Here is a 23744-nt window from a genome sequence, read left to right on the forward strand (position 1 = left end):
GACAGTGCGCAGATCACAATCCCAAGTAGGCCTTCAGCTCGTACGGCGTCACATGCGAGCGGTATTCCTCCCACTCCCGACGCTTGTTGCGCAAGAAGAAGTCGAAGACGTGCTCACCGAGGGCTTCGGCGACGAGCTCGGAGCCTTCCATTGCGTTCAGAGCCTGATCGAGGTTGCCTGGAAGCTCCTTGTACCCCATGGCGCGACGCTCGGCGGATGTCAACGCCCACACGTCCTCTTCGGCCTCGGGCGGCAACGTGTAGCCCTTTTCGATGCCACGTAGACCGGCAGCGAGCAGCACTGCGAAGGCAAGGTACGGGTTGCAGGCCGAGTCGGGGCTGCGGATCTCGACGCGACGCGAGGACGCCTTGTTCGGGGTGTACATCGGAACCCGGATGAGTGCCGAGCGGTTGGACGGTCCCCAAGACGCTGCGGTCGGTGCTTCGCCACCGCGGATCAACCGCTTGTAGGAGTTGACCCACTGGTTGGTGACGGCGCTGATCTCGTTGGCATGTTCGAGGATTCCGGCGATGAACGACTTGCCGGTCTCCGAAAGCTGCATCGGGTCGTCCGGATTGTGGAACGCGTTGGTGTCGCCCTCGAACAAGCTCATGTGCGTGTGCATCGCCGAGCCGGCCTGATCACTGAACGGCTTGGGCATGAACGTTGCGCGGACGCCCTCGGCGATCGCAACTTCCTTGACCAGGTATCGGAAGGTCATGATGTTGTCGGCCATCGACAGTGCGTCGGCGTAGCGGAGGTCGATTTCCTGCTGACCGGGCGCGGCTTCGTGATGGCTGAACTCGACGGAGATGCCCATCGACTCGAGCGCATCGATGGCGTGCCGACGAAAATTCGGCGCCGAGTCGTGCACGGCCTGATCGAAATATCCACCGTTGTCGGCGGGCGTGGGCGGCGATCCGTCCTCCGGGCTGTCCTTGAGCAGGAAGAACTCGATCTCCGGATGCACGTAGCAGCTGAATCCGAGGTCTGCGGCCTTGCTCAATTGGCGACGCAGCACGTGGCGCGAATCAGCCCAGGACGGTGAGCCGTCGGGCATCGCGATGTCGCAGAACATGCGTGCCGAATGCTGGTGCCCCTTGCTGCTCGACCAGGGCAGGATCTGAAAAGTCGACGGATCGGGCTTGGCGACGGTATCGGCTTCGGAGACGCGGGCGAATCCCTCGATAGCGCTTCCGTCGAAGCCGATGCCTTCGTCGAAGGCACCTTCGAGTTCCGCCGGGGCGATGGCAACCGATTTCAGATAGCCAAGAACATCGGTGAACCATAGGCGGACGAAGCGGATGTCGCGCTCCTCCAGGGTCCGAAGCACGAATTCCTTTTGGCGATCCATGTCCGCGAGACTAAGCAAACCGCGTTAAATCTGTGTTACATCGTGATCTCGGTCTCACGTCGGACACTTCTCAGCGGACACATCGGGGACGTGAAGCTCGCGTCAGCACACCAGATCGTTACCTGCCGGAACCAGATCGACGAGATAATCGACCAACGGATCGTCGACGCATTCCTCGCCGGAGAAGGCGACCGTATGTTGGGTCCCTTCGTAGGTGACCAGGTCCGCGTCGAGCTGGCGGGCAAGGTCGACGCCTGCCTGGTACGGCGTGGCCGGGTCGAAAGTCGTGGACACGACCACTAGCTTCGGTAGCCCCGGCGCCGAGATCGTGTGCGGACTTCCGGTATTCGGTACGGGCCAGAATGCGCACAGGTCGAGAGGCGCGATTCCGGTCCCGCGGCCGTCGTCGAGGAACGGGGCGGCCTCTCGATAACGTGTGTCTGCCTCGTCGGCCTCGGCTCGGTCGATGACCGGTGGATCATCGACGCACCGAATTGCATTGAACGCGTCGTCGAGATTCGCGTACGACCCGTCCTCGAGTCGTCCGCTGTACGTGTCGGCCAATCGCAGGAGCGTATCGCCGCGACCGTCCCGCAGTTCGCTCAGACCCGCTCGAAGAAGCCGCCACAGAGTTTCGGAGTAAAGCGCCTGCTGGGTCCCCGTCAGCGCGTCGTCGTAGCTCAGTCCACGCGGGTCCGTCGTCTCGGCTGGACGCTCGATGAGTGGGTCGACGAGGGCACGGAACTGTCGGTTCGCGTCGGCGACGTCGGTGCCGAGCGGACAGGACGTCGATCGTGCGCAATCCGCAGCGAAGCCGTCGAATGCGCCCTGGAACGCTGCTCCCTGCTCGACGGCCTCGTCGACGGGACTTTGCTCTGGATCGAGTGCGCCGTCGAGCACCATTGCTCGCACGTTCCCGAGGAACGCCTCGGCGTACGCGGTGCCGATTCGAGTGCCGTACGAGTAGCCGACGTAGGTGAGCTTCGCGTCCCCCAGTACCGACCTGATCACGTCCATGTCTTGGACTACCTCGCGTGTTCCCACGTGTTCGAGAAGGTCCTTGCCGCTCCGCTCTGCGCATGTGGAGGCGTAGTCCTGATGCTCCGCTTCCGATTTCGCGATACCTTCCGGCGAGACGTCGACATCCGGCTCGCGTCGCTCCTCTTCGATCTCTTGCGAAGTCAAACACCGAACGGCCGGAGTCGATGCACCGATTCCGCGCGGATCGAAACCGATTCGATCGAAGCGTTCGGATAAACCGGAACCGTCCGCCTGCGTGGCCATGTACAGCCCTGACGCCCCTGGACCACCTGGGTTGAACAAGATCGAGCCGATCTTGTCCCCGTTCGCCTGCGTCCGCGAAATGGCGATCTGGGCCCTTTCTCCCTTCGGTTCCTCGTAGTCCAGTGGCACCGTGACCTTCGCGCACTCCATATCGCTACGGAAATTCGTTCCGTCGGTGTCGTAGGAATCGCAGGGCCCCCACTCGAGCGACTGGGTGTAGAACTCGGCGAGGCCGGCGGGGACGATTCCGGCCCCGGGCCCGAAAGATTCGACGGACGGCGAAAGCCCCTCTGCTTCCGGGGTGCCCTCGGTTGTCGAGCTCTGCGCGCACCCCGCCGCGGCCATCAACCCCACCGCGCCCATGGCTGCCATCCGAACCAGCGGAGTGCGACTCGTTCTCATTCCCACGATGGTGCCAGAACTTCGTATGCGCACTGCTCACGCAGGACAGCAGCGAAGCCGAACCTCCCGTGAATGGCTCGTGCCCGGAACAGACGGTGTGACCGATTGCACTACCGAGTGCTCTTCGGTCGAGTAGACACGGGTGGCAGACTGAAGGCGTCATCAACCCCATCCCGGGGACCCGAAATCGGGCCTCGAGGAACCGAAAGGGACAAAGATGTCCGACAACACGATTTACGGTGGATCCGACGCATCCGTATCCGGATTGACTCGCAAGACCCGTACCCACCATCTTCTGCAGATGAAGGCCGAGGGTGAGCGCTGGGCAATGCTCACCGCTTACGACTACTCCAGCGCTCGCATCTTCGAGGAGGCCGGCATTCCGGTTCTGCTCGTCGGAGATTCCGCAGCCAACGTCGTCTACGGCTACGACACCACAGTTCCGATCACCATCGACGAACTCCTCCCCCTCGTCCGCGGAGTCGTGCGTGGAGCCCCCAATGCACTCGTCGTCGCAGACCTCCCCTTCGGCAGCTACGAGTCCTCCGCGCAACAGGCGCTGGCCACAGCCACCAGATTCATGAAGGAAGGGCTCGCCAACGCCGTCAAGCTCGAAGGCGGAGAGCGCGTCGCAGATCAGATCGCCGCCATCACTGCAGCGGGTATCCCGGTCATGGCTCACATCGGATTTACCCCGCAAAGTGTGAACGGCCTCGGCGGATTCCGGGTGCAGGGCCGCGGCGATGCTTCAGACAAACTGGTCTCCGACGCCATCGCCGTCCAAGAGGCAGGTGCGTTCTCCGTCGTCATGGAGATGGTTCCGGCCGACATCGCGGGCCAGGTATCCCGCAAGCTGACCATTCCCACCGTCGGAATCGGTGCGGGCAACGAGTGTGATGCACAGGTACTCGTGTGGCAGGACATGGCCGGTTACACCAATGGAAAGACGGCGAAGTTCGTCAAGAAATTCGGCCATGTCGGAGACGAACTCCGATCTGCGGCCGCGTCGTATCTGTCCGAGGTGCGTTCCGGTGTCTTCCCGGGACCCGAACACAGCTACTGAGTTCTTCGGTGGCGTGAGCTGATTGCTGGAGCCGATCGAGATGGCACACTCGTTGCCATGAACTCAGCTACCCAGGCCCAGTCCAGGTTTCGTCGAGTAACCCGAGTCGTCGTTTCTGTTGCGGGCGCGGTAGCAGTGTTCGCTGCTACCGGCGCTTGCGGTACGGATTCGACGACCACCGGTTCGTCGTCGACCCTGACCGCAACGGACACACCTACGAGCGCCACCTCCCCCTCTGGTGCAGCCGGAATAACCGAGCAGCAGAGCCGGCAACTGTGCAGTGATCTGGATGCACAGCTGCAGGAATGGAGAATTCAAGGCCCGACGATCGGCCGTGGAGGTCTCAATATCGTCGTCCAGACCTGGGCGGCGCAGAGCGGCACCATCAACCTTCAGGTTGTGCAGAACCGCTCGATCGTCGACGAGGTGACCATCGCCAACTGCCCGGATACCCGTGCAGAAGCCATGCGGTCGCTCGAGATTCCTGATCTCGCATCCGGTCTCGTCGGGTTCTGACGCGTGACGTCGACATCACTGCGAGAGCTGTATCCGCCGATCGAGCCGTTCGACGGCGGTCTCCTCGACGTAGGCGACGCCCAGCACATCTACTGGGAGGTCAGCGGTAACCCAGCGGGCAAGCCGGTTGTGTTCGTTCATGGTGGGCCGGGCGGTGGAACCGGCCCGACGCAGCGCCGTTACTTCGACCCCGCGGTGTATCGCATCGTCCTGTTCGATCAGCGGGGCTGCGGACGTTCCACGCCGCATATCGCCGACGGCGGAGATCTGGCGGTGAACACGACCGATCGGCTCGTCGCCGACATGGAAAAGCTGCGAACGCATCTCGCCATCGATCGGTGGCTCGTGTTCGGTGGTTCCTGGGGTTCGACTCTCTCGCTCGTATACGCACAAACTCATACCGAACGCGTCAGCGGTTTGATCCTCCGAGGAATCTTTCTTCTTCGACGCAGTGAGATCGACTGGTACTACAACGGCGGTGCGGGCCATATCTTTCCGGAGCAGTGGGACAAGTTCCTCGCACCGATCCCGAAGAACGAACGCGACGGGGACCTGGTCGAGGCGTACCACCGCCTGCTGACTTCCGAGGATCGTGACATCGCGACCTCGGCCGCGGTTGCTTGGTCGGCGTGGGAAGCCTCCACCAGCTACCTCGTTCCTCGGCCGGATCAGATTGCGCAGAACGAGGATCCACGATTCGCGCTCGCATTTGCGGGAATCGAAAATCACTACTTCCGCAATGCGGGGTTCCTTCGAGACAACCAAGTGCTCGCCGACGCGCACAAGTTGGAGGGCATCGACGGAATCATCGTCCAAGGACGGTACGACGTCGTGTGCCCCGCGACAAGCGCATGGGAACTCCACAAGGCCTGGCCCGGTGCCGAACTCGTGATAGTCGACGACGCCGGTCACTCGGCCGCCGAGCCTGGCATAGTCCACCATCTGATCGAGGCCACCGATCAGTTCGCGTCACTACCCGATTCGTAGGCGAAGCCGATTCGACGGGAGTCGGTGTCGGCGACGGTGAGCCGCACCGTCACCTTCTCCCCTTCGGGTGGATTGCCTGCGCATTTGCTGATGACGATCGGGTCGTTGACGAAGACTTCGGCCTCGCGCTTGTCCTCGGCCCCGCGAAGCACCAACGCGCCGAACCGTTCACCGACGCGGCCTGTGAGAATTGCCGATTCGGCGAGGTCGATGCACGCCCGATCCACCTTGGAAGCAACGGAATCGGACGTCCGCATGGTCGCCGGAAGGTCAGGCAGGGCGCTTGCGGCCCACTCCGGTACATCCGTCCCCGCAACGACCGCCAAACACACCTCGGTGGCGAACCGGTCCGACAGTCGACGAAGCGGCGCCGTCACATGGGCGTACGGAGCTGCGATACCGGAGTGCTCGCTGAGTTTCGGCGCCGCGCCGTCGAACGCCGCGTAGTCGGCGCCGCGCAATAGGCCGGTCGCCTGGGTCATCATTGCCAACGTTTCGGGCGCATCGGCTGGGAGAGCAGAGAGTACTGCGCCGGCCGATACACCGTCCGGCCAATCGATTCCGAGCATCGAGGCGGTGTTGCGCAATGTTGCCAACGCCGTGTCGGTCGCCCGCGGAAGTGTGCGCAGTAAACCGACGTCGGCGGCGAGCATGATCTGCGCGGCACACATTCCGGTCAACAGTGACACTTCGGCATTCCAGCCGTCGACAGAAGTTCTGGCCTGAAGCTCGATACGCCACGAATCGCCGTCGGGAACCACTTCCTGTTCGGGCAGCGTGATGTCCACCGCACCCCGCCGAATCGACGATTCCGCTCGCAGCCGCCCGAACTCGTCCAGACATGCAATCGACGGATGCGGACTCGCGGCATCGAAGTCGGCCTGCACTCCGGCGTAGTCGAGTCTCGCAATCGACCGTACCGACGCTCTGGTCACCGTCCACGACGTCGGCTCGCCGGATTTGTCCAGCTCGATCCTCCACAGCGCCACCGGCCGAGTCTCGTTCGGCAACAAGCTCGCCGAACCCTCCGACAGGACCCGCGGATGAAGTGGAACCGAGCCGTCCGGGAGATAGAACGTCTGTCCGCGTTCACGCGTCTCCGCATCCAAGGCGCCGCCGGGAACGACAAGCGCTCCGACATCGGCTATCGCATAGTGGATGACGAAACCGGTCGGCGACTTCTCGATGTGTACGGCCTGATCGAGATCCATCGACCCGGGCGGGTCGATGGTCACCAGCGGGATGTCGGTGCGATCGACGCGATCTCCGATATGACGGTCCGTAGCCGACCGAGCCTCCGCGAAAACGACCTCGGAAAACTCGTCGCGGAGGCGAAACTCGGATCTGATCGCGCGAAAATCGAAAGCTGGTGCGGTCAGCCGGGTCAGAAACACCGGCTAGTTCTTCCAGTCGTCGTCGGCCTTGTCCGCAGCCTTGTTGCGCTCGGCGGCGATCGTCAACGCGCGCTCGGCGGTCTGGCGGTCCGGGTAGGGCCCCATCCGGTCCAGTGCGCCGGACTCCTTGCCCTGAGCCACGGTCTTGGTGCGGATGTCGTAGAACCACGCGTCATCGTCATTACTCATGTTCACAGTCTGCCCGAAGAAGCCGACTTAGCCTAAGACCCCGGCCCCTCGCTATCAGGGTCATTCCGCAGGCTTCACTCCCAAATGCAGGGGTCATTCCGCAGGCTCCACTCCCGACGAGTGCGAACGAGTCGGTATATAAGCCGGATCCTGTGATCCTCCCCTCGCCGAGACGAGGAAAGAAGCGACGACCATCCATCTGGGCACACCGTCGCCGGGTACCTCGAGCAGTCCACCCGCAGGCTCGGGCGAGCAGCCCTCGAGCACCTGCGCAGCCGAACCTTCGCTAGAAGGTACGGCCTTCGACCTTGCTCCGGGCGGGGTTTACCTAGCCACCCCAGTCACCTGGGGTGCTGGTGCGCTCTTACCGCACCGTTTCACCCTGACCCGCGTCGAGATCTCTCCGAAGGAGATTTCTTCGACGCAGGCGGTCTATTTTCTGTGGCACTGTCCCGCGAGTCACCTCGGGTTGCCGTTAGCAACCGCCCTGCTCTGTGGAGTCCGGACTTTCCTCGGCCTGGAGCTTGGCAGAATCGCTCTACCAGTTCTCCGAGCCGCAGCCGTCCAACCGACTCGTTCGCGAGATGAACTCTACTGGGTCATCGCTCCGAACTACAGTTTCACTCATGAAGCACGTCGTCCTTCTTCGCGGAATCAACGTCGGTGGCATCAACATCAAGATGGTCGAACTGCGTGCGGCGCTGACCTCTGCGGGATTCGACGACGTTCGAACAATCCTCGCGACAGGCAACGTCGTGCTCGAAAGCACGCTGCCTGCGCCCGAAGTGAAGAAGACCGTCGAGAAGGTTCTGTCGGCAACCTTCGGATACGAGGCATGGGTGATCGTTCTGGACGTGTCGTCACTGCAGTCGATCATCGAAAGCTACCCGTTCGACGTCGAACGGGACGGCTGGCATCCTTACGTCATCTTCGGCAACGATGCCGACCATCTGCGCGAAGTCGTAGGTCTAGCGGACACTCTCGACCCGGAGCTGGAATCTCTCGCCCCGGGCCACCGCGTCGTGTACTGGGAAGTGGTGCGGGGCCACACCACGGACAGCCGCGTCGGGAAACTTTTGGCCAAGGCGAAGTACAAGCCGACCACCACTACTCGTAATCTGCGCACGCTCGTCAAGATGCTGGCGTGAGCGTTGTCGCTGCGGCACTCGTTGCCGCAGTGCTGATCTTCGCGATCTTCGCACCACGTTCGCTACCGGAGATCACGATCGCAATCCCTGCCGCGGTTCTGACACTCCTGCTGGGACTGGTGACCGTAGCCGATGCACGCGAGCAGATTCTCGAACTGCTGCCGACGGTCGTATTCCTGGCATTCATTCTCGTACTGGCTCATCTGGCAGACGCACTCGGATTGTTCGCCTGGGTCGCATCGGTCATGGCGCGATCCGCGAAGGGCAGCCCACACCGCCTCCTCCTGTCGGTATTCCTCGCTGCCGCAATCACCACCGCAGCATTGAGCCTCGACGCGACGGTGGTACTCCTGACACCTGCGGTCATCGGTGCGGCACGGGCACTGCGGATGCCTGCTCGTCCACACAGTTATGCCACTGCGCACCTGTCCAATTCGGCGTCGACGCTTCTGCCTGTGTCAAATCTGACGAACTTGCTGGTGTTCTCGGCGACGGGGTTGACGTTCGCACATTTCGCTGCGCTCATGGCGTTGCCGTGGATTGTGGCGATCGTCATCGAAGCTGCTGTGTTCTGGGTGTTCTTTCGCAAGGACTTGGTGAGCACAGAGGCAGTGGTGAGCACAGAGGCAGTGGACCCGACTCCCGACGTGGCTGCGCCGATCGGCACGCTGGTCGTCCTGGGGATCACTCTGGTGGGTTTCGGCGTGTCCGGAGTTTTCGGTATCGAACCGTTCTGGGTAGCTGCCGCCGGTTCGCTCGTCCTAGCTGTACCGGCATTGCGCGATGGGTTCACCGGTCCCCGGCGAATCCTGCGGGCAGCGGATCTGAAGTTCTGCGGATTCGTGCTGTTGCTGGGCATCGTCGTCGAAGGCGTCACTTCGGGCCCCATCGGCCGGTGGCTCGGAGATATCCTCCCGACCGAGACCACGTTCCTCGGCTTGCTCTCGGCGGCCGCTATCGCTGCCGTCGCGGCCAACGTCGTCAACAACCTGCCTGCGACGCTGATGTTGTTGGCAGCGTTCGGCCCGTCGGCGTCGCCCGCTCTACTTCTCGCCCTGATCATCGGGGTGAACCTCGGACCCAACCTCACCTACGTCGGATCGCTGGCCATCATGTTGTGGCGTCGAGTGGGGGCCGCCAATCATGAGCCGGCAGACCTGAGGACCTTCACCACACTCGGCCTCGTCACGACTCCGCTGACCATTCTCGGTTCTACGACCGCGCTCTGGTTGGTGCTACTTGTGTAGGTAGGACGTCTCGTTCACCAGGCGAACCGAGGCCCCACCGTCCGGGTAGAACTCCGCGATGCTCAGGGAAGCCAGATCGAGGTGCAGCCGGTAGAGGATCGACGGACCGACATCGAGCGCCAGCTGCAGCAACAACTTGATCGGTGTCACGTGTGTGACCACAACTACGGTGGATCCCGCATGCGCGAAAATCAGTTTCTCCCGTGCCGACTGGACCCTGTCGCGAACGACGTCGAAGCTCTCTCCGTTCGGCGGTGCTACCGATGTATCTCCGAGCCATTTCCGGTGCACATCCGGATGATTCTCGGCTGCCTCCTTGAAGGTCAGGCCCTCCCAAGCGCCGAAATCCGTCTCCGTCAGCTCATCCAGAGTCGAGACGGGAAGCCCTATCTTGGCGGCGAGGGCGCCGGCCGTCTGCTGTGCTCTGGCCAGCGGCGAGGCGACGATCGCGGCAATGTCGTCACGCTGCGCAAGATGCGCCGCAGCGGCTGATGCCTGCTGCGCACCCAGTTCGGTGAGAACTGGGTTTCCTCGCCCGGAGTACCTGCGTTCGACGGACAAAGGTGTCTGACCATGACGCAGCAGCAGCAAACGTGTCGGTGCACCGACGGCACCGGTCCATCCCGGTCCACCCGACTTGTCGGCAATCGGAGCAGCCGACTTCTCGGCCACCGGCGCTGTCGGCCTGTCGGCCACATGCACGGTAGGCTCGCGTTTTTTACCCGCGGCCGCGTCCATCACCTCGTTCGCGAGTCGATCCGCATGGGAGTTCTCGGCCCGTGGAATCCATTGGTACGACACTCGATCGAAGCCGCGGACAAGAGCGGCCGCCTCGCGATTGAGCGGAATCATATCCGGATGCTTGACCTTCCACCGACCCGCCATTTGTTCGACGACCAGCTTCGAGTCCATCCGTACGTCGACCTCACGGGCTCCGACGTCAGCGGCCGCAGTCAGACCGGCGATGAGGCCGCGATACTCGGCCACATTGTTGGTCGCGACGCCGAGCGCAAGGCGACGTTCAGCCAGAACCTCGGAGCGATCCGAGGACAACACGACCGCGCCATATCCAGCTGGTCCTGGATTTCCCCGAGAGCCGCCGTCAGCTTCTACGATCACACGGGTGTGGGCTGCGGAACTCAAATTCCGGACTCCTTCGTCCGCACCAGAATCGCGTTGCACTCCGAGCATCGGACGAGTTTGTCAGCCGGCGCGGCGGCGATTCGAGAGATCTCCCCACGATCCAGCTCGATTCGGCACGCGCCACAACGGCGAGCCTGAAGTAGAGCGGCACCGCGGCCGGACAGCGCGCGTTGCTTCTCGTAGATCGCCATCAGATCTTCGGGGAGGCCTGACGCGAGTTCGGTTCGGCGGGCAGTCGCGCGTTGCTCGGCGGCGTCGATGTCCGCTACTGCATCATCGCGGCGCCGACCCGAATCGATGAGTTCGTCCTCGATCTGCGTCACCTGCGCACCGGCATGGTTGTAGTCGGTCTGGGACGCCTCACGACGTTCCATGACCTCGAGAAGCTCCTCTTCCAACAGGCCTTGGCGTCGTTCGAGGCTAGCGAGCTCGTGCTGCAATTCCGACATTTGTTTGGGTGCGATCGTTCCGCTGTCCAGCATCTTGCGGTCGCGGTCTTCGCGCTGACGGACAGCGTCGACTTCGTTTTCGAGTTTCTTGATATCGCGGTCGAGATCGTCCATCGACATCTGGACCGTGACGGCAGCGTCTCGACGTGAGACTCGCTCGGCCTCGAGCTTCTCGAACTCGGTCTGCTCCGGAAGCGTTCTACGCCGATGAGCGATCTGCGACAGTTCGGTATCCACTGAGGCCAGTTCGAGAAGTGAGGCCTGCACTCGGGGGTCGACATTCACGCGTGATGACTCCTGCGACTATGGAAGTTGATTCGGTCGAACCTTACCGGCTCGCGCACCGACGGCGGACAAGAGTTGGTCGAGGGACTATTTGGACGCGGTCGGCGCCGCGCCGAGGGTCCAGGGGTCGGTTCTCGTTCCACTGACGCGGCTCCCCCATCCTGCGGTCTCGGCAAATGCTGCGTCGACGATGCTGCGGGCCTGCTCACACCATGGGTACTCCGACGCCCAGTGCGCCACGTCGATCACCGCAGGGCCACCGGCGCGAAGATGTTCGTCGACGGGATGGTGCCGCAGATCCGATGTGAGGTAAACGTCGACTCCCAATGCCCGAACGGCGTCGAGAAACGAATCCCCCGCGCCACCGCACAGCGCAACAGTCCGCACCACGGTGTCGGGATCACCGGCTGTGCGCACACCCCACGCCGTATCCGGCAGTGCACGGCGCACCCGTTCGCTGAATTCGCGAAGCGTGGTCGGCGACGCGAGCGTGCCGATCCGTCCGAGGCCGGTCGAGGTCGGCAGGCGGGCCTCCTCGAAGATGTCGAATGCGGGCTCTTCGTAAGGGTGCACCGCGGTGAGCGCAGCGAGGACGGTCTGCCGCGCCGACGCCGGGGCAACCACTTCGATCCGGTCCTCGGCCACCTGCGCGAGTCTGCCGACTGCACCGATCGCCGGTTCGGCCCCGACCTCCGGACGAAACTGGCCGATGCCTTCGACGGTCCAACTGCATTCGCGGTAATTACCTATCGCACCTGCGCCCGCGCCGAACAACGCCGAGCGAACGGCGGAACTGTGGGTCTTCGGAACGAGAACGACCCACTTGTCGACAGCGGGCGCGTCGATCGGCTCGATGGGACGCGAAACGGCGACCCCGAGGACCGCGGCCAAAGCGTCGGATACGCCGGGATCGGCGGAGTCCGCGTTGGTGTGGGCGGTGAACAACGCACATCCCGCCTTGACGAGGCGATGGATCAGGGCACCTTTCGGCGTATTCGCCGCGACGGTGTCGACTCCTCGCAGGAGCAACGGATGGTGCGCGATCAACAGATCGGCGCCCCACTCGAGTGCCTCCTCCACGACGTCCGCGGTCGCATCCACGGTGTACATCACCTTGCGCACACGATCGGATGGATCTCCGCAGACCAAGCCGACCGAGTCCCAACTCTCGGCGAGCCGAGGAGGATAAGCAGCGTCGAGCACTGCCACCACGTCGGCCAACTTCACTGTCTGATCGGTCATGCTGATTCTCCCTCTGCACGTGCTTTGGCCAGAGCGTCGACGAGTATGTCGACCTGTTCTCGCCCGCGGACCGCTACCCGCAGGTGATCCGTCGTCAGTCCTGGAAAAGTGTCGCCGCGCCGCACTGCCACGCCTTGGGTGCGTAATCGAATCCTCAGGTCTGCGGCACCGGGCATTCGCAACAGTAAGAACGGGGCGCGGGCGCCGTCGGCGACGTCGATACCAAGGCTTCGCAGTCGGTCGGTCATCGATGCCCGGTCTGCGGCGATAGTGATTGCCTTCGCCGCCGCCGCGTCGACCGCAGCGGGTTCGTTGCACGCGGTGATCGCCTCGATCTGGAGAGTGCCCAGCGGCCAGTGCGCTCGGCCGCGGGTCAACCTGGCGAGCAGATCGGGGTGCCCCAACGCGTAACCGCATCGCAGACCCGCCAGCGCCCACGTCTTGGTAAGACTTCTCAGAACGAGGACGTCGGGAAGGCTCGCCGACGCCAGCGAATGCTCCTCCCCCGTTATCGCGTCGGCGAATGCCTCGTCGACGACCAGCACACGCCCTGGCCTTCGCAGGGCCAACAGTGCGTCGCGTTCGTGTAGAACCGAGGTCGGATTGGTGGGATTGCCGACCACCACCATGTCGGCTTCGTCGGGGACGAAGTCGGGATCGAGCCGATACGGTTCAGGTAGGAGAACCTGCACGGTCTCGATGTCGGCTTCTCGCAACGCCCATTCGGGTTCGGTGAACGATGGGTGCACGACGGCAGCGAGACGCGGCTTCAGTCTCGGCAACATCGCGAATCCTTCGGCGCCCCCGGCGAGCAGAAGGACCTCTTCCGGTGACCGGCAGTGTCGTCGCGCCACCACCTCGCGGGCCGCACGATCAGCTTTCTCGGTCGGATAGGTACCCAGGCTGCCGAGGCTCGCAGCGAGGCGCATCCGTAGCCACTCCGGTGGAGCGGTGCCTTGAACGTTGACTGCGAAGTCGACCATTCCGTCGCCGACCTCTGCGTCACCGTGGTGACGCAGAGGTGACAGTGCCGCCAGTTCGGGGAGTGCTCTCATTGCCGGTGAGCGTAGTCGGCGGTCTCACCGATAAGGTTTTCGTCATGACAAAGCTCGACCCACCGACTTCCCGTGCCCAGGTCGTGCTCTTCGATCTCGATGGAACCCTCACCGATTCGGCACCTGGGATTCTCGCCGGATTCCGCCATTCGTTGGCCACGGTCGGAGCGCCCGAACCGACCGACAAGCAGCTGGCTCTGGTCATCGGTCCACCGCTACTCGATTCGTTCCGAACGATGGGCCTTGCCGAGGACGTGGCGCAGCGGGCGCTCGCCGCTTACTTCGAGCGTTACGACGCGCAGGGCTGGGCCGAGAACTCGGTCTTCGACGGTATCGAGCCGGTCTTGGCGGGATTGAAGGCTCGCGGCGTCCGGCTCGGGGTCGCCACGTCGAAGTCGGAACGGTTCGCGCACCGCATTCTGGACCACTTCGGACTGTCGGAGTACTTCGAGTTCATCGGCGGAGCGAGTAACGACGGTGCACGCAGATCGAAGCCCGATGTGATCGCACATTCGCTGCGCAGTCTCGGTCTCGTTCCCAAGGAGGTGTCCGATGGCGGGACCTCCGGCGTTCTGATGGTCGGCGATCGTGATCACGATGTTCACGGCGCAGCTCGGTTCGGCATTCCGACGGTCTATGTCGACTGGGGCTACGGAATCGAAGGCGAGGACGATGACGCGTCGTTCGTCGTGACAACGATGGACGAGCTCGCAAAGGTGCTCGATGACAACACCGAATAGCTCGGTCGATAGAGGCGGCTGTACCGGACTCGTGGATTGGGTGACTGGACGCCTCTGAGCCGGCGCGAGTGGCATGGTTGGTCGCTGAGGCTAACCTAGAGGCGTGCGAAGGTTCAGATTTCTGCTCCGTCCAGGTTGGTTGGCGCTGGCTGCTGTGGTTGCCATGTTCGCCTACTTCTGCTTTTCGGTACTTGCCCCATGGCAGCTGGGTAAGAACACCGAGACGTCACAACGAAACGCGCTGATCGACCAGTCGGTGAATGCCGAGCCCGTCGATATTTCCGAAGTTCTGGGCTCGACCGGATTCTCCTCGGACGACGAATGGCGGCGAGTGGTCGCCACAGGTTCGTATCTTCAGGACAAGGAAGCGCTGGTTCGTCTACGCAGCATCCGTGAGCAGCCTGCATACGAAGTCATCACACCGTTTCAACTCCAGGATGGGCCGATCGTCCTCGTCAATCGCGGATACGTCCTACCTGTGCAGGGAACGCAACCTCCACCCATCGACCCGCCGCCTACCGGGGAGCTGACCCTCGAAGCTCGACTTCGTCAGGCCGAGGGCACCTCACGTGAGCCGATCGAGGAAGCCGGGCGTCTGCAGGTCTACAACATCAATCCGGAACAGATCGGAACGGCCGTCGGTGTCGATGCCGTCGACGCGTATTTGCAACTCGACGACGCCCAACCCGGTGGTCTCGGGCTCATCGAGCTCCCGCAGACCGAGTCCGGGCCGTACTTGTCCTACGGACTGCAATGGCTCGCGTTCGGCATCATGGCACCACTCGGGCTTGCTTACTTCGCCCGTGCCGAGTGGCGTGAACGACGCAAGTCCAAACAGCAGGACATCCTCGACACAGCATCGTCGTCGGTCGACTCGGCCGATCCCCCCGCGGAGACACCATCGGCGAGCAGGCACGACGAGGAACCCGAATTCACGTTGCCCACTCGTAGAGAACGGCGTTCGAAGTCGAAGGCGAAGACGGAGTCAACGAATCGATCGGCCAACGATGTTCGCTTGGCCGATCGCTACGGCAAGAACAGCTGACACCACGGTCGTACCGATCTGCACGATGAGGGACAGCGTTGCCGCTCTATCCAAATCGCTCGGCGCCGGAGCACGTCCGTGACCGAGTCTCGGCCGTATCTCCACGCCGTGCGCGTACTCGGTGCGGCCCCCGAGGCTGATCCCGAGTGCGCCCGCAGCAGTTGCTTCGGCCACACCGGCATTGGGGCTCGGGTGCCGTGAGGCATCATGACGCCAGGCACGCAGCGATTCCGCCGATCGTCCGCCCACCAAGGGTGCCGCGACCACCGTCGAAATGCCGGTCAGTCGAGCAGGGATCAGGTTCACTACGTCATCGAGACGTGCGGCGAACCAACCGAAGCGCAGGTACCTGGTGGAGCGGTACCCGATCATCGCGTCCAACGTGTTGATCGCCCGGTACCCGAGAATGCCGGGCACACCGGCCACAGCGCCCCAGAACATGACACCGACCGTGGCGTCGGAAGTGTTCTCGGCAATCGATTCCAATGATGCGCGCGCCAGCCCGTCGGTGTCGAGCACACTCGGATCTCGACCACAGAGCGATGGCAGCAACGCACGTGCAGAGTCGAGATCGCCTGCCTCGAGGTGACGCGCCATCTGTGATCCTGTGCGGGACAGTGACGTCCCGCCGAGCGCTACCCAGGCGGCGGCCGCGGTCATGGCGGTGTCGGTAACGGCGCCGCGTCGACGCGCGAACGACGCTGCCAGCACGCCTAATCCGATAGTGCCTCCGACCAACGTCGCCGTGTGAACGACACCTGCCGACTTCGAATCCCGATAGGTACTGGATTCGAGCCCTCCCGCGATCCGGCCGAAGCCAGCAACAGGGTGCAACCGTCGTGGATCCCCCAGCACTCGGTCGAGTACGAGCCCGAGTACCAGCCCCGCGGCACGTGATCGGGGGTCCCTCGCGCCATCCTTCACGACTCGACAATTCATGACTCGACGGTAGCGAGCCGGAGGCCGAGCAGATGCAGTGGGCGGGTCGGCGCCAGCGGTACACCCCGTGCCTCTACCGGAGTCCACTTCGAGAACCGTGGTCGTGGAGAGCATCCAGCCACTCGCCCAACATGTGCTCCCTTAGAATCGACCGTATGACTGCCGAAGGCACGACCCCCACCACCACGACGACGACCGGCATGCCGAGCTGGGCCAAGAAGAGCATCCTCATAGCGGTAGGCGTGCTGGCGTTGGTGGTTGCGTACTTCATCCTCGCCGCGTTCCTGCCGAGATGGTGGAGCATCCGCGTCGGAAATCTTTCGGATCAAGCGTTCAGCAAAGGCATTTTCTGGGGCTTGATCTTCGGCACTCTCTGCACCTTGGTGCCACTGCTGTTGTTCACGGTGGCATGGGCCGTCCGAAAGCGCCGGGGCGGAAAAGTCATCGCCATCATCGCCCTCGTGCTGGCAGTCGCAACTGCCATTCCGAACCTGCTGACGCTCTCGATCGTTCTCGGCGGCAACAATGCTTCCCACGCAGGTGAAAGAACTCTCGACACCGAAGCTCCCGGATTCCGGGGCGCGAGCCTGGTCGGTGCAGTCATCGCGATCGTACTGTTCGCGCTCCTGACGTTCGTGGTCGTCCGTGGGCAGCGTCGTCGAGCGCAAAAGCGTCTGAACGCAGCAACGACGAACCCGGCCCAATCCGGCCCAGCTCAGGGAACGACAGGTGCCTTCCCGCCGTCGTAAGGCTCGATAGTCAGCAGCGCTTCCGGTTCGAACGTCAAGGTCACCGGTTCACCACCGTCGGAGACGGTCACGACGACCGACAAGCCCTCCTGACCGACCGACTCGATACGCCCTCGCGAATCCCCCGCTTCATCCACGAGCGAATAGTCGCCCACCTGGACGAGCAGCTCTTCGGCCGCGACAGTACGACGGCCACCGAAATCTTCCACAGTCATTCCCTCACCGTAGGCGAGGAATCGCCGTGCGTCATTCGTGCCCGTCAGGCGGATCGGTCACCAGCACATCATCTGCCGGAATGACAATGGGGAGTTCGACGCGGCGCTCTTCCCAGCTTGGGTATCCCGGCCGAATCCATACGCGAGTGTCATCCAGCTGAACGAGCACCATCCGGCGCCACTGCCATGACGGTTCGGGGCTGCGCAGGTCGGTGTCACGTGAAATCGGCATCGGCGCAAACGCCCAACAGGGCACCGACAGTGACGAGAGCCCCTCCGTGACGAGGACTTCGGCAGCATCGAGCACGTGCAGTCCGGTCGCAACGAGATGCCCAACGGGATTGACAGCATCAACGGAGTATTCGTCGTAGTTCTCCGACAACGTCCATCCCACGAGCTCGTCGTCCGACGGACGTGTCACCGGGAGCCTGCTGCGCCACCGACCGATATCCACCCGCACCACTGTACGGTTCCGGATCCTGCACCTCACTGCACACAACAGGGCGGAAACGGCGGGATCCCGCCGAAGGCGGACAGTAGTGTGCAATCAGTTGCGCTCTTGTACCGATAAGAGGAGTCGAACCATGGTTGCCCACATCTCGTTTCCGAGGTTTCTGAAGCTCGGCCCCGGCGCCGTCGAGGAACTCGGGTCGGTTCTAGTCGACCTGAATGTCGAACGTCCGCTACTCGTCACCGACGCATTCATGGTCGGCAACGGTTCCGCCGAGCGACTGATTCGCATCATCGAGGCGGCGGGCAAAAAGGTGGCACTGTTCTCCGACACGGTCCCCGATCCCACGACCGACTCGTTGCAAGCCGGCGTCGACGCGGTGAAGGCCCACGACGCCGACGTCGTCATCGGGTTCGGTGGCGGCAGTCCGATGGACACAGCCAAAGCGCTGGCGGTGCTGGCCGGGCAGGGCGGTGCGATGCGCGAGTACAAGGCGCCGCGTACCTACGCGGGCCCAGCACTTCCCATCATTGCTATACCCACTACCGCAGGAAGCGGTTCGGAAGCAACGCAATTCACCATTATCACCGATCTCGCGACCGACGAAAAGATGCTGTGTCCGGGATTGTCGTTTCTGCCGATCGCGTCGATCGTGGATTCGGAACTCACGATGTCGATGCCTCCACGCCTGACGGCCGATACAGGTATCGATGCGTTGACGCATGCCATCGAGTCCTACGTCAGCAAGAAGGCGAACCCGATCTCCGACGGACTTGCACTGTCCGCGATGAATTCGATCGGCCTGTTTCTGTTACGTGCGTACCGTGACGGGTCCGACCGCGAGGCACGAGATGCGATGATGCACGCCTCGACACAGGCAGGAATGGCCTTCTCGAATGCAAGCGTCTGCCTGGTGCACGGTATGAGCAGGCCGATCGGTGCACATTTTCATGTGGCACACGGTCTTTCCAACGCGATGCTCCTGCCTGCTGTCACCAAGTTCTCCATCCCTGGCGCTCGAGATCGATACGCAGATTGTGCACGCCAGCTCCGTACCGCAGAACGTTCCGACTCCGACGAGGTTGCGTCGGCGAAGCTCGTCGAGTTCATCGATACCCTCTGCGCAACCGTCGAGGTACCCACACCCAGCACCTACGGAATCGACATCTCACGCTGGGAGGAGCTCATCCCGCTCATGGCGGAGCAGGCACTGGCGTCGGGCTCCCCGTCGAACAATCCGGTGGTGCCGACGGCGGACGACATCGCCGAGCTGTACCGCAGCGCGTACTGAAGCCCGAACCTGAAAGAGGTTGGCGTCGAAGGAACCTCACGCACCGCCCCATGATGGAAGAACGCACACGCGTCGAGTGGTCGTATCCGACGCCTACGCTGAGGGCGTGAGCCCTTCATCGGACGTTGTCACCATTGTCGGAGCCGGCATGGCAGGCGCTGCGTGTGCCGCAGTACTTCGAGCCGCCGAGGTGCCGTTTCGTCTCGTCGAGCGCGGCCGCGCTGTCGGTGGACGAATGGCATCCCCGGTGCTGCACGGCCGTCGGGTCGACGTCGGAGCCGGATACTTCACGGTTCGTGACCCGGAGTTCGCCGACGTCGTGGATCGGTGGCACATTGCTGGTTCGGCCCGACCGTGGACCGACACGTTCGGGGTGCTCGTCCCCGGCGAAGATCCCGGCACCAGTTCCGGGCCCACACGGTGGGCGACACCGGACGGTCTCAGGTCCCTGGTCCGTGCACTTCTCGACGGTATCGACGTGGAATACGAAGACATCACCGAACTTCCCAAGGGCGACGTCGTGCTCGCGATGCCCGATCCGCAGGCCGAGCGGCTTACCCCTGTTCCCGACGCCGTCGATTACGACCCAGTTATCGCGGTCGTCCTCGGTTTCGATTCGTTGACGCTGCCTTTTCGAGACGCAGCGTTCGTCAACGAGCATCCTGCCATCCAATTCGTCGCCGATGACGGTGCTCGACGCGGCGACGGCGCACCGGTGCTCGTTGCCCACACGACGCCCGAGTGTGCGCGAACGCATCTGCTGAACCCCGACAGTGCAGTCGAACCGGTAGTGAAGGCCCTACGGGAAGTGCTCGACGCGCCTGCACCGATATGGACTCATGCACATAGGTGGTCCTTCGGCAAACCTGCCGACCACCATCCGAGCAGCTTCTCCATCATCGAATCCGGTGGCCGCACAATCAGTTTCGCCGGTGATCAGTGGAGTCCAACCGGCCCGCCTCGCGTCGAGAGTGCGTGGAGGTCTGGAACCGATCTTGGTAGAGCACTGTCCGCGCTACGCGTATGACGACGTCCGATCACCAGCAACTGCTTAGTGTACGAACTATTCGCGTACACTCGAATATGTGTCCACCACCGAAGATGATCCCCTCGCGCTCGACCGCCAAGTATGTTTCGCGTTGGCCGTGGCAAATCGCGCGGTGCTGTCGGTGTATCGCCCGCTTCTCGAACCGATGGGTCTCACCCATCCGCAGTACCTGGTGATGCTTGCTCTTTGGGGTGAGTCACCGATGTCCGTGAAATCGATCGGCGCCGCACTCTCGCTCGATTCGCCCACACTCTCACCACTGCTCAAAAGGCTCGAAGCGAACGGCCTCGTCTCCAGAACCCGCAGCAGCAGCGATGAGCGCCAACTCGAGATCCGCCTTACCGAATCCGGTCTCGCACTGCGAGATGAAGCGGTCGCGATTCCACCCGCCGTAGTGGCGAAGCTGGGGGTCGACATCGCCGAACTGGAAGAACTTCACCGAGTGCTCGGACGAATCAACCGGGCTGCCATCACAGCAGGAGCATTGTCGTGACATCACCGGTTTTTCGAACCAACGAGAATCGACCGACCGCCACGAAGCCGAACTTCGTGCAGTGGCTCGGCTACGTCGCGGGCCGGCGTCTGCCTCCGTCGATGCAGGACTGGGTGAAGAACGACTTGGTCGGTAAAGGTGCTGTGCCGCGACACCTCTTACGTTCGATGATTCCGTTCTTACCGATCTTCGTCGGATTTCTCGTGCTGTTTCCCGGCGCGCTGTGGCTCCGCGGGTCCATGGTGTTGCTTTCCGTTCTTCTCGCAATGTTCTACACAGTTGCGTTCATGGAACTCAATCGCGCCAGAAGACTTCAGTTGCACGGTCTTCCTGCGGATCTACAGAGTGACCGCAAGCGGGCTGCCCTCGACGACGAACGGGCGCGTTACGAGAAGTTGCATCTTCGAGATCGTTGAGGGCAGATCGATCGAACTCTCAATCAGCGAACACGATCCGCGACGACACCGCAACCAGTGCGCGCAGAAGACTCTTCGATGGATGCTTACTCAGCGGACCGCCGTCCATCCGTAATGAGTGAACGGTCATCAGCAGTTCGATGAGCGATCTGGTCGACAACGAGTGCGATGCATGCTCGATCGCCACGGCACGTTTGGTGGCGGGTACCGGACTCGGCGACAGGTATTCGAAGGCCTGCTGAATGTGCTGGTCCTCGAATTCTCGACGCACGGTCGCCGCCCCCGACGTCGCGCCCGGCATCTGATAGTGCACCAACCGCGACTCGTTCGGATGAGCCTCCACCCAGTGCCACACTGCGACGAGCACTGCCTCGAGTGACCGGTCCGAGTTGGGATCTTCCTCTGCACGAACATCTGCCACAACCCCGTTGACCGTGTCCAGCACCCGGCGCATCGCCAGTTCGAACAATTCGTCTTTGCCAGCGAAGTGGTAGTACACGGCCGAGGGCACTACATTCGCCTCGTCGGCAACATCCTGAATACTGGCGTCCGAAAAACTCTTCGCAGCGAAGACGCGAATGGCAGCGTCGACGATATCCTCTCTGCGAGATGGTCGGTGCGGTGACTTCTTCTCCACGTGTTGCTTCGCCCCCTGCTCGATCAACGCTCCCCTTACCCCCGTAAGTCGAAGCACTAGTCTTGCATGACCCGAGTCCCAGGAGAGTGAATGTCAGCAACAGTGAGGCGTCCTGCGCATCGACCGTCCCGTCGTGGAGTCATCGTCGAGGCGGCGTTCGAACTCTTCGCGTCGGGTCCGGTCGACAATGTGACCGTTGTCGACATCGCGGCTGCCGCCGATATGACCTCGGCTGCGATCTACTACCACTATCCCTCCCGCGAGGAGATCCTGCTCGAAGGGCTTCGCGAGTTCTCCACCGGCTACGTCGCCGAAATCGAACGTATCGCGACCGAGGTAGTCCTACCGGCAGCGGGCATGGGCGCCTTCGTCGAACCGTTCATGACGTGGCTGGATCAGAATCGAACGCGCGCACTTGTCTACTTCGTGCAGTCCAGGGGCGCGAGCCAGCAGGTGGAGGCGATCCGACGCGACAACAGCGGCTCGCTGATTCCGATCTTCGCACGGGCGGCCAAGAAAACACGCGAGAAGTTACCTGCAGCGGAAGCCAGCATCATTGCCCTTGCTCTGATTGCACAAATCGAAACGTTCGCTTCGGCATTCTTGTCCCGAGATGCTTCGTTCTCGACGCTCGGCCGGCGCGCATTCATTCAATCCGGCGCAGAGCTCGCAGATCACATCGCAGGCACGACGGCGGTCTGATCGATACCCCGGGCCAATTCGTCGCACCGGCTGGTGTGGAGTAGGTGCGAGGCTCGGGAAAGCCAAGTAGGTGGTGGGCGCAGAGGGGTTCGAACCCCCGACCGCTGGTGTGTAAAACCAGAGCTCTACCGCTGAGCTATACGCCCGAGTCACTGTTGGGCCAAGGCCGTTTGTGACGCTTGGAGAAATTTATCGTGTCTGAGCGAATTCTCCAATTCCGCATGTCAACGCCCTGCTTGTGAGTGAAAATGCGTCCCGTAGGGCGCAATTCCACTCACAAGAGGCGAAGTTCGTCTACGTGTCCAGAACGGACAATGCTTCGTTCCACGCAGACTGATCACGAGCTTCGCCGGGTTGATTCATCTCGGCGAACCGGACAGTGCCCGATTTGTCGACGACGAACGTTCCCCGGTTGGCGAAACCGGCTTTCTCGTTGAAGACGCCGTACGCCTGCGCCACCGCACCATGTGGCCAGAAGTCGGACAGAAGCGGGAAGGTGTAGCCCTGCTCTGCTGCCCAGATCTTGTGCGTCGGAGGCGGTCCCACCGAAATTGCAAGGATTGCTGAATCATCGTTCTCGAACTTGGGTAGTTCGTCGCGCACCTTGCATAGCTCACCCTGGCAGGTACCGGTGAAAGCTAGCGGATAGAAGACCAGAAGGACGTTCTTGACGCCGCGATACGACGACAAGCTCACATCCTGATTGTTCTGGTCTTTGAGTGTGAAGTCCGGCGCTTGTGCGCCTACCTCGAGTGGCATCGAATCGGATTCCTGTTCTCGGGCACTACCGCTTGGTTGCCCGCGTCTTCGGCTGAACCAGTCGGCTACCGATCCAGTCTCCGAGATTGGCCGCCGAAGTCTGCGTCAACCCTGCGGTCGGTGCCGATTCGGCGATTTCACTCGGTTCGACGTGTCCCGGAAGTCCGGTTTTAGGACTGAGTACCCAGACGAAACCATCGTCCGAGAGAGGTCCGATCGCGTCCATGAGGGCGTCGACAAGGTCACCGTCGCCGTCGCGCCACCACAGCAGCACTACGTCGATCACCTCGTCGGAGTCCTCGTCGAGGGTCTCACCACCAATGGTGTCCTCGACATCCGCACGCAGATCGTCGTATGTGTCCTCGTCCCAGCCCAGTTCCTGAACGACCAAGTCGCGAGTGATACCAAGTTTCTGAGCGTAGTTCTGAGCGTCCGCCGCGGCGACCACGGTGGTGACCTCCTTGCATAGTGGGTGAAGTAGTGCAAGCGAACAGGGTTTCG

General features: G+C 62.5%; 27 protein-coding genes, 1 tRNA gene and 1 other RNA gene. 13 read left to right on the forward strand and 16 right to left on the reverse strand.

Annotation, left to right across the window (positions count from 1 at the left end):
• Window positions 1-13 precede the first annotated feature (13 nt).
• Window positions 14-1354 (reverse strand): type I glutamate--ammonia ligase, encoded by a 1341-nt coding sequence (glnA, locus tag O1W68_RS12990; protein ID WP_084346669.1) that lies wholly within the window; start codon window positions 1352-1354, stop codon window positions 14-16.
• Window positions 1355-1456: 102 nt separating this feature from the next.
• Window positions 1457-3040, reverse strand: coding sequence for an alpha/beta hydrolase (locus O1W68_RS12995; RefSeq protein WP_269304103.1), 1584 nt, complete (start codon window positions 3038-3040; stop codon window positions 1457-1459).
• Window positions 3041-3257: 217 nt separating this feature from the next.
• Between O1W68_RS12995 and panB the strand changes: the two genes are divergently transcribed.
• Genes panB through pip form a run of 3 tightly spaced genes read left to right on the forward strand, consistent with a single transcriptional unit; the run spans window position 3258 to window position 5606 of the window.
• Window positions 3258-4103 carry a 3-methyl-2-oxobutanoate hydroxymethyltransferase gene (panB, locus tag O1W68_RS13000; protein WP_269304105.1) on the forward strand — a complete coding sequence of 282 codons (846 nt, stop codon included), beginning with the start codon at window positions 3258-3260 and terminating at the stop codon, window positions 4101-4103.
• Window positions 4104-4160: 57 nt separating this feature from the next.
• Entirely contained in the window at window positions 4161-4619 is a 459-nt protein-coding gene (locus O1W68_RS13005; protein ID WP_269304106.1) for a hypothetical protein, read from the forward strand.
• Window positions 4620-4637: 18 nt separating this feature from the next.
• Window positions 4638-5606 (forward strand): prolyl aminopeptidase, encoded by a 969-nt coding sequence (pip, locus tag O1W68_RS13010; protein WP_442972368.1) that lies wholly within the window; start codon window positions 4638-4640, stop codon window positions 5604-5606.
• On the opposite strand, the gene O1W68_RS13015 is transcribed toward pip, so the two are convergent.
• From O1W68_RS13015 to rnpB, 3 genes are all read right to left on the reverse strand, one after another.
• On the reverse strand, window positions 5579-6994 hold the full coding sequence (locus tag O1W68_RS13015; protein WP_442972369.1) for an RNB domain-containing ribonuclease: 1416 nt from the start codon (window positions 6992-6994) through the stop codon (window positions 5579-5581). The two genes, pip and O1W68_RS13015, sit on opposite strands and share 28 nt — an antisense overlap.
• Window positions 6995-7003: 9 nt before the next feature.
• Window positions 7004-7189, reverse strand: a complete 186-nt coding sequence (locus tag O1W68_RS13020; protein WP_084346673.1) for a hypothetical protein — start codon at window positions 7187-7189, stop codon at window positions 7004-7006.
• A gap of 123 nt (window positions 7190-7312) precedes the next feature.
• Window positions 7313-7765, reverse strand: an RNA gene (gene rnpB, locus O1W68_RS13025) — RNase P RNA component class A.
• A gap of 50 nt (window positions 7766-7815) precedes the next feature.
• On the opposite strand from rnpB, the gene O1W68_RS13030 reads away from it, so the two are divergent.
• Together O1W68_RS13030 and O1W68_RS13035 are read left to right on the forward strand one after the other, a co-directional pair.
• Window positions 7816-8337, forward strand: a complete 522-nt coding sequence (locus O1W68_RS13030; RefSeq protein WP_269304110.1) for a DUF1697 domain-containing protein — start codon at window positions 7816-7818, stop codon at window positions 8335-8337.
• Window positions 8334-9584 (forward strand): ArsB/NhaD family transporter, encoded by a 1251-nt coding sequence (locus tag O1W68_RS13035; RefSeq protein WP_269304111.1) that lies wholly within the window; start codon window positions 8334-8336, stop codon window positions 9582-9584. The genes O1W68_RS13030 and O1W68_RS13035 overlap by 4 nt, the downstream gene beginning before the upstream one ends.
• Here the strand turns inward: O1W68_RS13035 and O1W68_RS13040 are convergent.
• From O1W68_RS13040 to cobC, 4 genes are all read right to left on the reverse strand, one after another.
• Window positions 9573-10727: a bifunctional RNase H/acid phosphatase gene (locus O1W68_RS13040; RefSeq protein ID WP_269304113.1), complete on the reverse strand. Its 1155-nt coding sequence runs from the start codon at window positions 10725-10727 to the stop codon at window positions 9573-9575. The genes O1W68_RS13035 and O1W68_RS13040 overlap by 12 nt on opposite strands.
• Entirely contained in the window at window positions 10724-11461 is a 738-nt protein-coding gene (locus O1W68_RS13045; protein ID WP_168708388.1) for a zinc ribbon domain-containing protein, read from the reverse strand. Before O1W68_RS13045 ends, O1W68_RS13040 begins: the two co-directional genes overlap by 4 nt.
• Window positions 11462-11548: 87 nt before the next feature.
• Window positions 11549-12703 (reverse strand): Nif3-like dinuclear metal center hexameric protein, encoded by a 1155-nt coding sequence (locus O1W68_RS13050; protein ID WP_269304116.1) that lies wholly within the window; start codon window positions 12701-12703, stop codon window positions 11549-11551.
• Window positions 12700-13758, reverse strand: a complete 1059-nt coding sequence (cobC, locus tag O1W68_RS13055) for an Rv2231c family pyridoxal phosphate-dependent protein CobC (protein WP_269304117.1) — start codon at window positions 13756-13758, stop codon at window positions 12700-12702. The genes O1W68_RS13050 and cobC overlap by 4 nt, the downstream gene beginning before the upstream one ends.
• A 44-nt stretch (window positions 13759-13802) precedes the next feature.
• Here cobC and O1W68_RS13060 point away from each other — a divergent pair, with 44 nt between their 5' ends.
• Window positions 13803-14498, forward strand: a complete 696-nt coding sequence (locus O1W68_RS13060) for an HAD-IA family hydrolase (protein WP_269304119.1) — start codon at window positions 13803-13805, stop codon at window positions 14496-14498.
• Window positions 14499-14601: 103 nt separating this feature from the next.
• Window positions 14602-15543 (forward strand): SURF1 family cytochrome oxidase biogenesis protein, encoded by a 942-nt coding sequence (locus O1W68_RS13065; RefSeq protein WP_269304121.1) that lies wholly within the window; start codon window positions 14602-14604, stop codon window positions 15541-15543.
• On the opposite strand, the gene O1W68_RS13070 is transcribed toward O1W68_RS13065, so the two are convergent.
• Window positions 15484-16482, reverse strand: a complete 999-nt coding sequence (locus O1W68_RS13070) for a cobalamin biosynthesis protein (protein ID WP_269304122.1) — start codon at window positions 16480-16482, stop codon at window positions 15484-15486. The genes O1W68_RS13065 and O1W68_RS13070 overlap by 60 nt on opposite strands.
• 155 nt (window positions 16483-16637) lie before the next feature.
• On the opposite strand from O1W68_RS13070, the gene O1W68_RS13075 reads away from it, so the two are divergent.
• On the forward strand, window positions 16638-17231 hold the full coding sequence (locus tag O1W68_RS13075) for a permease (protein ID WP_269304124.1): 594 nt from the start codon (window positions 16638-16640) through the stop codon (window positions 17229-17231).
• Here the strand turns inward: O1W68_RS13075 and O1W68_RS13080 are convergent.
• On the reverse strand, window positions 17198-17446 hold the full coding sequence (locus O1W68_RS13080) for a hypothetical protein (RefSeq protein WP_269304126.1): 249 nt from the start codon (window positions 17444-17446) through the stop codon (window positions 17198-17200). The two genes, O1W68_RS13075 and O1W68_RS13080, sit on opposite strands and share 34 nt — an antisense overlap.
• A gap of 31 nt (window positions 17447-17477) precedes the next feature.
• Window positions 17478-17900: a hypothetical protein gene (locus O1W68_RS13085; protein ID WP_269304127.1), complete on the reverse strand. Its 423-nt coding sequence runs from the start codon at window positions 17898-17900 to the stop codon at window positions 17478-17480.
• A 130-nt stretch (window positions 17901-18030) separates the two neighbouring features.
• Between O1W68_RS13085 and O1W68_RS13090 the strand changes: the two genes are divergently transcribed.
• From O1W68_RS13090 to O1W68_RS13105, 4 genes are all read left to right on the forward strand, one after another.
• A complete protein-coding gene (locus tag O1W68_RS13090; RefSeq protein WP_269304128.1) occupies window positions 18031-19188 on the forward strand; it encodes an iron-containing alcohol dehydrogenase in 1158 nt (385 codons plus the stop codon).
• Between the two features lie 106 nt (window positions 19189-19294).
• Entirely contained in the window at window positions 19295-20215 is a 921-nt protein-coding gene (locus O1W68_RS13095) for an NAD(P)/FAD-dependent oxidoreductase (protein WP_269304130.1), read from the forward strand.
• Between the two features lie 58 nt (window positions 20216-20273).
• Complete coding sequence (locus O1W68_RS13100; protein ID WP_269304132.1) at window positions 20274-20729, forward strand: MarR family winged helix-turn-helix transcriptional regulator; 456 nt, start codon at window positions 20274-20276, stop codon at window positions 20727-20729.
• Window positions 20726-21145, forward strand: coding sequence for a DUF5313 family protein (locus O1W68_RS13105; RefSeq protein WP_269304133.1), 420 nt, complete (start codon window positions 20726-20728; stop codon window positions 21143-21145). Before O1W68_RS13100 ends, O1W68_RS13105 begins: the two co-directional genes overlap by 4 nt.
• A 19-nt stretch (window positions 21146-21164) precedes the next feature.
• On the opposite strand, the gene O1W68_RS13110 is transcribed toward O1W68_RS13105, so the two are convergent.
• Window positions 21165-21809: a TetR/AcrR family transcriptional regulator gene (locus O1W68_RS13110; RefSeq protein ID WP_269304135.1), complete on the reverse strand. Its 645-nt coding sequence runs from the start codon at window positions 21807-21809 to the stop codon at window positions 21165-21167.
• A 63-nt stretch (window positions 21810-21872) separates the two neighbouring features.
• On the opposite strand from O1W68_RS13110, the gene O1W68_RS13115 reads away from it, so the two are divergent.
• Window positions 21873-22484: a TetR/AcrR family transcriptional regulator gene (locus tag O1W68_RS13115; protein WP_269304137.1), complete on the forward strand. Its 612-nt coding sequence runs from the start codon at window positions 21873-21875 to the stop codon at window positions 22482-22484.
• 71 nt (window positions 22485-22555) lie between these two features.
• Here the strand turns inward: O1W68_RS13115 and O1W68_RS13120 are convergent.
• The 3 genes from O1W68_RS13120 to O1W68_RS13130 all read right to left on the reverse strand — a co-directional run bounded on the left by O1W68_RS13120 (window position 22556) and on the right by O1W68_RS13130 (window position 23691).
• Window positions 22556-22630: transfer RNA gene (locus O1W68_RS13120), tRNA-Val, on the reverse strand.
• Between the two features lie 148 nt (window positions 22631-22778).
• Window positions 22779-23243 carry a peroxiredoxin gene (locus O1W68_RS13125; protein WP_269304139.1) on the reverse strand — a complete coding sequence of 155 codons (465 nt, stop codon included), beginning with the start codon at window positions 23241-23243 and terminating at the stop codon, window positions 22779-22781.
• 25 nt (window positions 23244-23268) lie between these two features.
• Window positions 23269-23691, reverse strand: coding sequence for a DUF3052 domain-containing protein (locus tag O1W68_RS13130; RefSeq protein ID WP_084346699.1), 423 nt, complete (start codon window positions 23689-23691; stop codon window positions 23269-23271).
• Between the last annotated feature and the right edge of the window lie 53 nt (window positions 23692-23744).

Source organism: Rhodococcus sp. H36-A4 (assembly GCF_027158005.1).
GTDB lineage: Bacteria > Actinomycetota > Actinomycetes > Mycobacteriales > Mycobacteriaceae > Rhodococcoides.

Bases quoted from the DNA above. Each gene is read 5' to 3' on its own strand.
- glnA (WP_084346669.1), bottom strand. From the start codon at position 1,354: ATGGATCGCCAAAAGGAATTCGTGCTTCGGACCCTGGAGGAGCGCGAC.
- O1W68_RS12995 (WP_269304103.1), bottom strand. From the start codon at position 3,040: ATGAGAACGAGTCGCACTCCGCTGGTTCGGATGGCAGCCATGGGCGCG.
- panB (WP_269304105.1), top strand. From the start codon at position 3,258: ATGTCCGACAACACGATTTACGGTGGATCCGACGCATCCGTATCCGGA.
- O1W68_RS13005 (WP_269304106.1), top strand. From the start codon at position 4,161: ATGAACTCAGCTACCCAGGCCCAGTCCAGGTTTCGTCGAGTAACCCGA.
- O1W68_RS13020 (WP_084346673.1), bottom strand. From the start codon at position 7,189: ATGAGTAATGACGATGACGCGTGGTTCTACGACATCCGCACCAAGACC.
- O1W68_RS13030 (WP_269304110.1), top strand. From the start codon at position 7,816: ATGAAGCACGTCGTCCTTCTTCGCGGAATCAACGTCGGTGGCATCAAC.
- O1W68_RS13050 (WP_269304116.1), bottom strand. From the start codon at position 12,703: ATGACCGATCAGACAGTGAAGTTGGCCGACGTGGTGGCAGTGCTCGAC.
- cobC (WP_269304117.1), bottom strand. From the start codon at position 13,758: ATGAGAGCACTCCCCGAACTGGCGGCACTGTCACCTCTGCGTCACCAC.
- O1W68_RS13060 (WP_269304119.1), top strand. From the start codon at position 13,803: ATGACAAAGCTCGACCCACCGACTTCCCGTGCCCAGGTCGTGCTCTTC.
- O1W68_RS13070 (WP_269304122.1), bottom strand. From the start codon at position 16,482: ATGAATTGTCGAGTCGTGAAGGATGGCGCGAGGGACCCCCGATCACGT.
- O1W68_RS13075 (WP_269304124.1), top strand. From the start codon at position 16,638: ATGACTGCCGAAGGCACGACCCCCACCACCACGACGACGACCGGCATG.
- O1W68_RS13080 (WP_269304126.1), bottom strand. From the start codon at position 17,446: ATGACTGTGGAAGATTTCGGTGGCCGTCGTACTGTCGCGGCCGAAGAG.
- O1W68_RS13090 (WP_269304128.1), top strand. From the start codon at position 18,031: ATGGTTGCCCACATCTCGTTTCCGAGGTTTCTGAAGCTCGGCCCCGGC.
- O1W68_RS13115 (WP_269304137.1), top strand. From the start codon at position 21,873: ATGTCAGCAACAGTGAGGCGTCCTGCGCATCGACCGTCCCGTCGTGGA.
- O1W68_RS13125 (WP_269304139.1), bottom strand. From the start codon at position 23,243: ATGCCACTCGAGGTAGGCGCACAAGCGCCGGACTTCACACTCAAAGAC.